This is a genomic window from Pseudomonas sp. (genome assembly GCF_036387035.1).
Classification (GTDB): domain Bacteria; phylum Pseudomonadota; class Gammaproteobacteria; order Pseudomonadales; family Pseudomonadaceae; genus Aquipseudomonas.
In genome coordinates this window covers 1-10,835 of the sequence record NZ_DASVUM010000260.1, presented here as the reverse complement: position 1 = coordinate 10,835, position 10,835 = coordinate 1, and the positions used below count along the sequence as shown (strand labels likewise).

The 10,835-nt window shown below is 58.4% G+C and carries 10 protein-coding genes; 6 read left to right on the top strand and 4 right to left on the bottom strand.

The annotated features are described in order from the left end of the window. Window positions 1–106 precede the first annotated feature (106 nt). Window positions 107–337, top strand: coding sequence for a PA3496 family putative envelope integrity protein (locus VF672_RS24725; protein ID WP_414705651.1), 231 nt, complete (start codon window positions 107–109; stop codon window positions 335–337). Here the strand turns inward: VF672_RS24725 and VF672_RS23420 are convergent. Further along, on the bottom strand, window positions 291–1,241 hold the full coding sequence (locus VF672_RS23420) for a LysR family transcriptional regulator (RefSeq protein WP_331107414.1): 951 nt from the start codon (window positions 1,239–1,241) through the stop codon (window positions 291–293). The two genes, VF672_RS24725 and VF672_RS23420, sit on opposite strands and share 47 nt — an antisense overlap. Before the next feature lie 194 nt (window positions 1,242–1,435). Between VF672_RS23420 and VF672_RS23415 the strand changes: the two genes are divergently transcribed. Together VF672_RS23415 and oadA are read left to right on the top strand one after the other, a co-directional pair. After that, complete coding sequence (locus tag VF672_RS23415) at window positions 1,436–2,851, top strand: acetyl-CoA carboxylase biotin carboxylase subunit (RefSeq protein ID WP_331107412.1); 1,416 nt, start codon at window positions 1,436–1,438, stop codon at window positions 2,849–2,851. 11 nt (window positions 2,852–2,862) lie between these two features. Continuing rightward, window positions 2,863–4,671: a sodium-extruding oxaloacetate decarboxylase subunit alpha gene (oadA, locus tag VF672_RS23410; RefSeq protein WP_331107410.1), complete on the top strand. Its 1,809-nt coding sequence runs from the start codon at window positions 2,863–2,865 to the stop codon at window positions 4,669–4,671. Window positions 4,672–4,804: 133 nt separating this feature from the next. Here oadA and VF672_RS23405 read toward each other — a convergent pair whose 3' ends face one another. The 3 genes from VF672_RS23405 to VF672_RS23395 are packed head-to-tail and all read right to left on the bottom strand — an operon-like array spanning window position 4,805 to window position 6,574. After that, window positions 4,805–5,476, bottom strand: coding sequence for a GNAT family protein (locus VF672_RS23405; protein WP_331107408.1), 672 nt, complete (start codon window positions 5,474–5,476; stop codon window positions 4,805–4,807). Between the two features lie 17 nt (window positions 5,477–5,493). Continuing rightward, window positions 5,494–5,940 (bottom strand): GNAT family N-acetyltransferase, encoded by a 447-nt coding sequence (locus VF672_RS23400; protein ID WP_331107406.1) that lies wholly within the window; start codon window positions 5,938–5,940, stop codon window positions 5,494–5,496. Continuing rightward, complete coding sequence (locus tag VF672_RS23395) at window positions 5,933–6,574, bottom strand: FMN-binding negative transcriptional regulator (RefSeq protein WP_331107404.1); 642 nt, start codon at window positions 6,572–6,574, stop codon at window positions 5,933–5,935. Before VF672_RS23395 ends, VF672_RS23400 begins: the two co-directional genes overlap by 8 nt. Window positions 6,575–6,663: 89 nt before the next feature. Here VF672_RS23395 and VF672_RS23390 point away from each other — a divergent pair, with 89 nt between their 5' ends. From VF672_RS23390 to VF672_RS23380, 3 genes are all read left to right on the top strand, one after another. Then, complete coding sequence (locus tag VF672_RS23390; RefSeq protein ID WP_331107402.1) at window positions 6,664–8,211, top strand: PLP-dependent aminotransferase family protein; 1,548 nt, start codon at window positions 6,664–6,666, stop codon at window positions 8,209–8,211. Between the two features lie 261 nt (window positions 8,212–8,472). Next, window positions 8,473–9,960, top strand: a complete 1,488-nt coding sequence (locus tag VF672_RS23385) for a hypothetical protein (RefSeq protein WP_331107400.1) — start codon at window positions 8,473–8,475, stop codon at window positions 9,958–9,960. 237 nt (window positions 9,961–10,197) lie between these two features. Then, a partial coding sequence (locus VF672_RS23380; protein WP_331107398.1) for a YeeE/YedE thiosulfate transporter family protein occupies window positions 10,198–10,835 on the top strand: 638 nt, incomplete at its 3' end.

Genomic DNA, 10,835 nt, shown 5'->3' with positions numbered 1-10,835 from the left:
CTCGCTGCGCAGTGCTGAAACCTTCACCAACCTGTAACGCTTCCGACGCCTGATCGTCACCGCTTCCCGGCACTCTGTACTCCCGCACACGAATGGGAGACAGGATATGCCTCGGCACTACGATGACTCGCAGCAGCACAGCACCTCCAGCACCAAAACCCGACGTCAGCAGGAAGACCAGCGCCGCATGGCGTTCCGGCGGGCGATCGAAAGCCATTCCGAAGAGCGCCGCCTGAACCAGGAACTCTCCAATTACCTCGATGGCGCCACTGCACACTTCTGGCAGAGCGCTAACGCTTCGGAAGGTGGCCATCAAATCGCGCGACCAGCTCGCTGATCTGCGTACGCTCTGTCCGGATGAACGACAGGAAGGCGTGAGCCACCGGCGACAGACGTTTGTCCCGCGCCTGTACGACGCACCAGCTTCGGTAGAGCGGCAGCTCCGCCACCGGCAGCTCGACCAGCGTGCCGGTGGCCAGTTCAAGGCTCAGCGCATGGCGCGTCAGCAGTGCGACACCCAGCCCCGCCACCACGCATTCACGTTGCGCCTCCGCCGATGAGACTTCGAGTGTCTGCTCAAAGTGAATGCGCTTCTCCTTGAAATACTCCTCGCACGCCTTGCGCGTTCCTGAGCCCTGCTCGCGAACCACCAGCGTCGCGGTCTCCAGATCCTTGAGTGTCGGAGCAGGCAACAGCGCTAATGGATGATCCGGCTGCGCGACGGCAATGATCGGGTTATTGAGAAAGGGCAAGAATTCCAGGCCCATGTCCTGCGGGACCATCGACATCACCACCAGATCATCGCGGTTGTCAGAGAGCCGCCGAATCACCTGAGCGCGATTGACCACGGTGAGATTGAGCATGATTTCCGGATATTTGCGTTTAAAAGCGGCGAACAAGTGAGGAACGAAATATTTCGCGCTTGATTCAATGGCCAACTTCAGCTGCCCTTGCAGCGAGCCCTGCATGTCCGACAACTGCATGTCGAGGTTCTCCAGCCGACCGAAGATGTCTCGACTGGCAAGTTGCAGCGCTTCGGCGGCTTCGGTGAGGTAGAGCTTCTTGCCCACGTATTCAAACAAGGGCTGGCCAACCAGCTCCTCCAGCTGACGAACCTGCAAGCTCACTGCCGGTTGGGTGAGCGACATTTCCTCCGCCGCTCGGCTGTAGGACCTTAAATCGCACACCTCGTTGAAGATCCTTAACTGACGCAACGTCATGCGCATCAATGACTTACGCATATTTATCGCGCTCCTGTCCCGGCTGATAAGCCCAACTATAAGGTTTTACTTATGGTTCACCCAATTTTTACTCATTTTTGTTAATTGCTGATTCGTCATAGGGTGGCCTTACCTGCGGGCAACATGCAGTAACGGAATGTCGCGCGGTATGACCAGGCTTCTGGTCCGTCTGCTAACCGGTTGAGGAATTACCAGTGATAAAAAAAATCCTGATCGCCAACCGTGGGGAAATTGCTGTCCGGATCGTGCGCGCGTGCGCCGAGATGGGCATCCGCTCGGTGGCGATCTATTCCGACGCGGACCGTCACGCGCTCCACGTGAAGCGTGCCGACGAAGCCTATGGCATTGGCTCCGAGCCCCTTGAAGGCTATCTGAACCCGCGCAAATTGGTAAACCTGGCCGTTGAAACCGGCTGTGACGCGTTGCACCCCGGTTACGGTTTTCTGTCTGAAAACGCGGAGCTGGCGGACATCTGTGCCGAACGGGGCATCAAGTTCATCGGCCCGTCGGCCGAAGTAATCCGCCGCATGGGCGACAAAACCGAAGCCCGCCGCAGCATGATCAAAGCCGGCGTTCCAGTGACGCCCGGCACGGAAGGCAACGTGGCCGACATCACCGAAGCATTGGTTGAAGGCGATCGCATCGGTTATCCCGTCATGCTCAAAGCCACCTCCGGTGGCGGCGGTCGCGGTATCCGTCGCTGCAACAGCAGGGAAGAGCTGGAACAGGCGTTCCCTCGGGTCATTTCCGAGGCCACCAAGGCGTTTGGCAAGGCTGAGGTCTTTCTTGAAAAGTGCATCGTCAATCCCAAGCACATCGAAGCGCAGATCCTCGGCGACAGCTTCGGTAACGTCGTGCACCTGTTTGAGCGTGATTGCTCCATCCAGCGCCGCAACCAGAAACTCATTGAAATCGCCCCAAGCCCTCAGCTGACGCCGGAGCAGCGCGCCTACATCGGCGACCTGTCCGTGCGCGCTGCCAAGGCGGTAGGCTACGAGAATGCCGGGACCGTGGAGTTTCTGCTGGCCGAGGGCGAGGTGTACTTCATGGAGATGAACACCCGCGTACAGGTCGAGCACACCATTACCGAGGAAATCACCGGGATCGACATCGTCCGCGAGCAAATCCGCATCGCTTCGGGTCTGCCGCTGTCGGTTAAGCAGGAAGACATCATTCACCGCGGTTTCGCGTTGCAGTTCCGCATCAACGCAGAAGACCCGAAAAATAACTTTCTGCCGAGCTTCGGCAAGATCACCCGTTATTACGCGCCCGGTGGGCCCGGCGTGCGGACCGACACGGCCATTTACACGGGCTACACCATTCCGCCGTATTACGACTCCATGTGCCTGAAGCTGATCGTCTGGGCGCTGACCTGGGAGGAGGCGATGGACCGTGGCCTGCGTGCGCTGGATGACATGCGCCTGCAAGGGGTGAAGACCACCGCCGCGTATTACCAGGAAATCCTGCGCAATCCGGAATTCCGCAGCGGCCAGTTCAACACCAGCTTTGTTGAGAGCCATCCCGAGCTGACCAATTACTCGATCAAGCGCAAACCCGAAGAGCTGGCCCTGGCCATCGCCGCCGCCATTGCCGCCCACGCGGGCCTGTGAGGAACAGAATAATGTCCAAGAAAATTTTCGTCACCGACACCATCCTGCGTGACGCTCACCAGTCGTTGCTGGCCACCCGCATGCGCACCGACGACATGCTTCCGATCTGCGACAAACTCGACAAGGTCGGTTATTGGTCGCTTGAGGTCTGGGGCGGCGCGACCTTCGACGCGTGCGTGCGCTTTCTGAAGGAAGACCCATGGGAGCGTCTGCGCCAATTGCGTGCGGCGCTGCCTAACACCCGTCTGCAAATGCTTCTTCGTGGCCAAAACCTGTTGGGGTATCGCCATTACAGCGATGACGTGGTCAAGGCATTCGTGGCCAAGGCGGCAGACAACGGTATCGACGTGTTCCGCATCTTCGATGCCATGAACGACGTGCGCAATTTGCGCGTAGCGGTCGAGGCGGTGAAGGCTTCCGGCAAACATGCACAGGGCACCATTGCGTACACCACGAGCCCGGTACACACCATCGGTGCCTTTGTGGCGCAGGCCAAAGAGATGGAAGCGATGGGCTGTGACTCCGTCGCCATCAAGGACATGGCCGGTCTGTTGACACCGTACGCCACCGGTGAGCTGGTCAAGGCGCTGAAGGCCGAGCAGTCGCTGCCGGTGTTCATCCACTCCCACGACACGGCGGGCCTCGCCGCGATGTGCCAGCTCAAAGCCGTCGAAAACGGTGCTGATCACATCGACACGGCAATCTCCAGCTTCGCCTGGGGCACCAGCCATCCGGGTACCGAATCGATGGTGGCGGCGCTCAAAGGCAGCGAATTTGACACCGGTCTGGATCTGGAGCTGCTGCAGGAAATTGGTCTGTACTTTTACGCGGTGCGTAAGAAGTATCACCAGTTCGAGAGCGAATTCACCGCAGTCGATACCCGGGTGCAGGTTAACCAGGTGCCGGGCGGGATGATCTCCAACCTCGCCAACCAGCTGAAAGAGCAGGGCGCGCTGAACCGCATGGGTGAAGTGCTGGCCGAGATTCCGCGGGTGCGTAAAGATTTGGGTTATCCACCGTTGGTGACGCCCACTTCGCAGATCGTCGGCACCCAGGCGTTCTTCAACGTGCTGGCGGGCGAGCGTTACAAAACCATCACCAATGAAGTGAAGCTCTACCTGACTGGCGGCTACGGCAAGGCACCAGGGCAGGTGGACGAAACGCTGCGTCGTCAGGCCATTGGCAGTGAAGAGCTGATTGACGTGCGTCCCGCCGACCTGCTCAAGCCGGAAATGACCCGGCTGCGCGGGGAGATCGGTCCATTAGCCACCACCGAAGAAGACGTGCTCACTTACGCCATGTTCCCGGACATCGGCCGCAAGTTTCTCGAAGAGCGTGCGGCGGGCACTCTGGCGCCAGAGCCATTGCTGCCAATTCCGGAGCCCGGCGCGGTGGCGAAGGCGGGCGGCGAGGGCGTTCCAACCGAGTTTGTGATCGACGTTCACGGTGAAAGCTACCGCGTCGACATCACCGGTGTAGGCGTCAAGGCCGAGGGCAAGCGCCACTTCTATCTGTCCATCGACGGCATGCCCGAGGAAGTGGTGTTCGAGCCGCTCAATGAGTTTGTCGGCAGCGGCATCGGCAAGCGTGCACAGGCGAGCAAGCCGGGCCACGTCAGCACTTCCATGCCGGGCAACATCGTCGACGTGCTGGTGAAAGAAGGCGATAGCGTTCGCGCAGGTCAGGCAGTGCTGATCACCGAAGCGATGAAGATGGAGACCGAGGTCCAGGCTCCTGTCGCCGGCAAGGTCGTGACGATCCATGTCGCCAAAGGCGACCGGGTCAACCCGGGCGAAATCTTGGTCGAAATCGAGGGCTAAGGCATACGTAGCAGGATTAACAGTCTGCCGCGCACAGACGCGGCAGGCTGAACGGTTACCTCTGGGGGAGCTCTCGTGGCTCCTCTTTTTTTCGCTAAAACTGGGCGCCTCCCGCTGTTTCACTTCAACGCGCTTAATTGCCGCGCAGTTGCTCCAGCGTCCTGATTTGCTGACCCTCCCGGAAGTTATCCACAGTCAGCCATGCTTCGAACCCTTGCTGTGCTGCCGGCCATTCGCTGTCGAGGATTGAGTACCAGGCGGTGTTGCGGTTTTGCCCTTTGCAAACCGCGTGCTGACGGAACGTGCCCTCAAAGCTGAACCCGAACCGCTCGGCCGCACGCTTGGAGCGCGCATTATCAGCGTTGCATTTCCATTCCAGCCGCCGATTGCCCAGCGCGAAGGATTCCTTTGCCAGCAAATAGACCGCTTCTGTGGCCTTAGGGGTGCGTTGCATCGAGGCGCCGAAGGTGACATGGCCAATCTCGATGCGGCCTGCGCTCGGCACGATGGACATCAGGCTCAGAAAACCGTCAATGGCGCCCGTCTGTTGGTCGATGACTGTGTAGAACCACGGGTCGGTCGAGACTTCCAGTCCCGCGAGATAATCATCGAACGCACTGCGCTCGCGAAACGGCCCGACGAACAGGTAATCCCACAATTTACGGTCAGCAGCCGGGCCCTCGAGCGCTTCCCACAGGCCGTTGCCATGGCGAGCGGCGTTCAGTTTTTCAAGACGAATAAAGCGTCCTTGCAGCGTGCGCGTATCCGGCAGTTTCGCCGGTTGCCAGTGCGTGAGATCCGACATATTGAGAGTTCCAGGTCTTACAGCGGTTTGCGAAATTGAATGTAGCCCGGTCGCTCAGCGATGCGCTCGTAGAGCTGAATGGCGGTTGCGTTGGTTTCGTGAGTGAGCCAATGGACCTTGTCGGCGCCGTCTCGTTTGGCGGTCGCGTAGACGTACTCGATCAGCTTGCGGCCGACGCCTGTACCGCGCTGTTCGGGCACCACCAGCAGGTCCTGCAAATAGCAGGCGTTGCTGACACTCCAGTTTGATCGGTGATAAATGAAATGCACCATGCCGACCGCTTTGCCGTCCTGCCAGGCGAGGGCAGCATTGGTAGGCTCGGCGCTGTCCAGCAAGCGTTGCCAGGTGCTCTGTGTGACCGCATCGGCCAGCGAAGTTTTGTAGAAGGTCAGGTAAGCGTTCCACAACGGTAACCAGACGTCATGATCATCGGCTGTGACGGGACGGATATGAAGCTCAGACACGCAGTACTCCCTGGCTCACCAATTGAGCGATTTTCTGATCGGAGGGATCCTGACTGAGTGCCAGGCCTTTGCTGACGCCGGCGATGTCTTCGGCGCTGCGGTTTTGGTTGAGCTTGCGCTTGCCTTCCAGCCGCTCGATGGGAATGGCGAAGCCGACAATGCCGTTGAGCATCTTGTCGATGTAATCGGCGGGCGCGTCGCTGACGGCCCAAGGCTCGGCCCGGCCGGTTTCGTGTTTGTGGGTGAGGCCGCTCACAACCTGTAACAACCGCTCGTGGTCAGTGAAGACATCGGCCCGGCCGTAGGCATGCACGGCCAGATAATTCCACGTGGGCACCACTTTGCCGTGCTCGGCCTTGGCCGCATAGAAAGATGGGCTGATGTAAGCGTCTGGCCCCTGGAAGATAAGAAGCGCTTCTGCGCCCGTCTCCAGTGCTTTCCATTGCGGATTGGCCTTGGCCAGATGCCCGAATAGCGTGCCTCTCGGGCTTTGGCTCGGATCGAGTAAAAGCGGGATATGACTCGCCTGCAGACCGGCCTCGTCGAAGGTGACAAGCGTTGCCAGGCGGGTGGCTTCGATCTGCCCGTGCAGGTTGGCGAGATCGTCGTCTGTGAAATAGCTGGGCGTGTACATGAGATTTTCCTTGGCGGATGAGCCAATCCTAGGCAGCCTAATGGTTCGTTGTAAGAGCCATTAATGATCAATCTCATAGGGCCAATGCCATGCACGCTGCATCAACGCCAGCGCTGACGTTCGATTTCGCCGGCATCGAACTGAACCGTCGCCAGGGACTTAGCCGCCAGCTCTATCAAACCCTGCGCGAGCGCATCCTCGACGGTCGCCTGTCCGGCGGCACCCGTTTGCCTGCGAGCCGGGATCTGGCGTTGTCCCTGTGTATCTCCCGAAACAGCGTGATGCGCGCCTATGACCAGCTCTACGCCGAAGGCTTTACCGAAGGCCGCGTGGGTGACGGTACCTATGTCGCAGTGCTAACCCCAAAACGAAACCCGGAAAAGAAATTATCCACACACCTGTCCACAGGGTTATCACCAGGGTTATCTACAGGTTTATCCACAGATCATCATAATTTGAGCGGTGAAGCCTTAACGGAAGTTATCCACAGTACCTCGATGAATACCCTCAAACAGCACCACTTGCAGCCGCCAAAAAACGGCTTGCCGAGGGCATTTCGAACAGGGGTTCCCGCATTCGATCTGTTCCCTTTCGACACGTGGGGCAAGCTGCACGCGGCTTTCTGGCGCAAACCGGGCCTGCAACATCTGGGCTACGGCGACCCTGCGGGCGAGTGGCGGCTGCGGGAGTTGATCGCGGCGTATCTTCGAACGTCCCGGGACCTGCGCTGTGCGCCTGAGCAAATTGTGATCACCAATGGCGCGCAGCAGGCGATTACCCTTTGTGCACAGCTGCTGCTGGAGAAGGGCGACGGGGTGGCCATCGAAAATCCCGGGTATCGAGCGGCCGGTCACGCCTTCGGGGTGGCGGGGGCAAAGTTGCAAGGCATGCCGGTGGACGCCGAGGGCATGCGCAGTCCTGGTGTTGACGACTCGGACTGCAAGCTGGCGTACGTGACGCCGTCCCATCAGTATCCGCTGGGCGTGACGATGAGTCTGGCGCGACGTCTGGAACTGCTCGCGTGGGCCGAGCGCACTCAAGGGTGGATCGTGGAGGACGACTACGACGGCGAATACCGCTACAGCGGGGCGCCGCTTGCGCCTTTGGCCGCGCTGGATCGCAGCGGTCGGGTGCTCTACGTCGGCACATTCGGCAAGGTCATGTTTCCGGCGCTGCGCCTGGGTTATCTGGTGTTGCCGCGCAACCTGGTGGAGCCGTTCAGCCGTCGCCGGGCCGTGGACATGCGTCATTCGGAGGTTGGCACTCAACTGGTGATGGCCGAGTTCATCGCAGCGGGGCATTTTCAGCGACACATTCGCCGCATGCGCAGGGCTGCCTTGAGCCGACGCAACGCATTACTGGCCGGCTGGCCCGAGCAGCTTGCGGGCTGCAGCCCAATGCCCAAGGCGGTTGCAGGGCTGCATGTCACCGTCGCGGTGGACACGTTAGAGCGTGAAACGGAACTGGTGACCAAAGCGGAAAGTGTCGGCGTCGAGGTCGCACCGTTGAGTGAGTATTGGCTGCCGGAGTCAGTGACGCCGGTGGATGATCGGGCCGGGCTGGTACTGGGCTTTGCGGCGGTGCCAGCGGCCGATATCGAATCTGCCTTGCGGAAACTACGCGAAGTCTGGAAATAGTTCAGTATTTAACGTTAAGCGCCACGCTTCTTATCGCGAATTTTAATGCGCTATAGCGAAACCGTTACTTCATAATCGGGAATGGTTCTATCCCTGCCCTTGTTATGTCGTCGTGATTCGAGCCACTATTTGTGAGTGGTCAAAGCAAATCTTGAATTCCTGATGTGCGCATGACTACGTAATAATCAAATGCCTCGCAACAGCAGCGGCGCTGTGCCGTTACAGTATTGCGTTATTTTAAGTTACTGACAGGGTGAGATCATGAGCACAACAGAAAAGGAAAAGAAGGACGGTTCGGCTTCACGCGTGTCGGGTTCATTTCACGTAACGACCAATCTGCAAAACTTTAACGATAATAATCCTCGTGTCTCGGTGGATGCCGGAGTTTGGATTTATGCGTCAAGCGAGCAAAGCACATTTGTGTGCCGCTTAAGCTATAACGTCGAGAACAAGATATATGATCTTGCCACCTCAACGGATGAGATAGTGCTTACCTATATCTACACGAACGATTCTGATCTCGCGTTCATGAAAGCCAACTCCGGAAGTGCGACCGTGGATTGGGACAGAGCTGCCGGGAAAGTGGATGTGACCTTCGACTGTAAGAGCTCCGACAGCCCTGGATTCGAGGCGAATGGTAAAGTGGACGTCGACATTTTAGGTTTTCCTGGCTTTAACTGGATGACCGCGATCGTCGACGATGTCTCGTTTTTTTCCAGTACGACGACGGGCTCCATCAACAATGGACGAATGATCATCAGCGGGACAAGTGATAGGCCGCCGGTCGTGGGGAATTATGCGTTCTTCTCATTCCGTGCAGACTTACCGGTAGGAACTTACACCGTGGGAGAACCGGAATTTGATGGCATAACAATGAAGTTCGCATTAGGCAGCTCTTCTTTAAGCGATGCCGATGAAGGATATTTTAAGTTGACCCGTTATGACCGTGCTAAGCAATCAGCACACGGCAGTTTCGAATTCACAACAGAAGACGCGGTAGAGGTAGCCAGTGGTCATTTTGCTATTGAGCCAAAGGCGGTGGGTCGACGCGCCAGTAGAGGGTCGGTTTCCGGAACATTTGAAGCGACCATCAACAGTCAATACGTTCAGTCCACACAACTGCGCTCCGTCCTTGTCGATGGGGAGTTGCAAGTCATGGTGTTTTTCGATGGCGGGCAGTTAGCCTTGACTATGCCGCAAGGTTTGGCTTCCGGTACCTACTCTATTGTCCCGTTCAACCAACCTGGGGTGCATGTTGTTTATGCCGGTGATGAAGTGGGTCGGGCCACCTCCGGCACGTTGGTTATTGAATCCCTACAATGGCCCGGGCCGAACCTGGCTGCGACATTTAATTGTGACGATGGGGCCACAAACAGATTGGTCATTACAGGCGCTCGTATCGAGATCGCCGTTGCCCAGTCGACCGCTTATCTCGGGGCTGATGTAAACGGGCAACCGTTCCCCGCGAAAGGGTTCACCGATATCTCCACGCCTGACCACTTCAGCCTCATTGCCGATACCGAGAATGCAAGTCTGCTCGCGATTCAGGTGGACAAATCACTCGAGGCGGGAACGTATCTGCTCACGGATACCCGTGTGGTCGTGACTTACAGGCCGCCTGAAGGTGAGCGGATCCTTGGGAAGAACGGGTCTGTGAGCCTGGTTAAAGAGCCGGGGGGGACAGTTTCGGGAGAGTTCTATTTCGACGACGACGGTTATCAGGTGACCAACGGCAAGTTCTCATTCTGAGCAATGCTGCCTGAGCGTTACGTTAAACCGGCTCGGTGCAACGACCAGCCGATACCATCGCAGCGGATGACCCAAATTGTTCGAGCGATGGTTTTTTTTTCGGGTATGCCCGCTCTGTCTTTGGGTGAGGGGCACGGCATTCGCCTTCATGGCCGGTGCCCCCTGTTTATTGCTTAAAATCCTTGGATTCAGGTGCGTATACTCGCGGCTATTGCATCCATTGTTCGAGATACGCCCATGAGTCTTCCTCTCTCAGCGGCGCCGCAGCGCAAGCTCGGCGCGCCGCTGATCGCCTTCCTCCTGTTGGTGGTCGGCGCTCTTTTCCTGCAATCCGCCGTTGGTGGCAAACAGGTGCTGCTGCTCATTGTCGGCGCAGCATTGGGTTTGACCCTTTATCACGCAGCCTTCGGCTTTACCTCCGCCTGGCGGGTGTTCATCAACGAACGTCGTGGCGCCGGCTTGCGCGCACAGATGGTGATGCTGGCCGTCGCGGTCGTGCTGTTCTTCCCCGCGCTGGGCGCCGGTACGCTGTTCGGCACACCGGTCACTGGTTTGGTGGCGCCGGTCGGAGTGTCCGTCGTGTTCGGCGCATTCATCTTCGGCATCGGCATGCAAATGGGCGGCGGCTGTGCGTCCGGCACGCTGTTCACCGTCGGCGGCGGTAATGCGCGGATGCTCGTGACCTTGCTGTTCTTCATCATCGGCTCGCTGATCGCCACCCATCACGTCGATTGGTGGTTCTCGCTGCCGTCGTTCCCCGCCACCTCCATCGTCAAAAGCTTCGGTGTGATCCCCGCGCTGCTGATGAGCCTGGCGCTGTTCGCGATCATCGCCCTCGTCACCGTCAAGCTGGAAAAGCGCCGACATGGCGATCT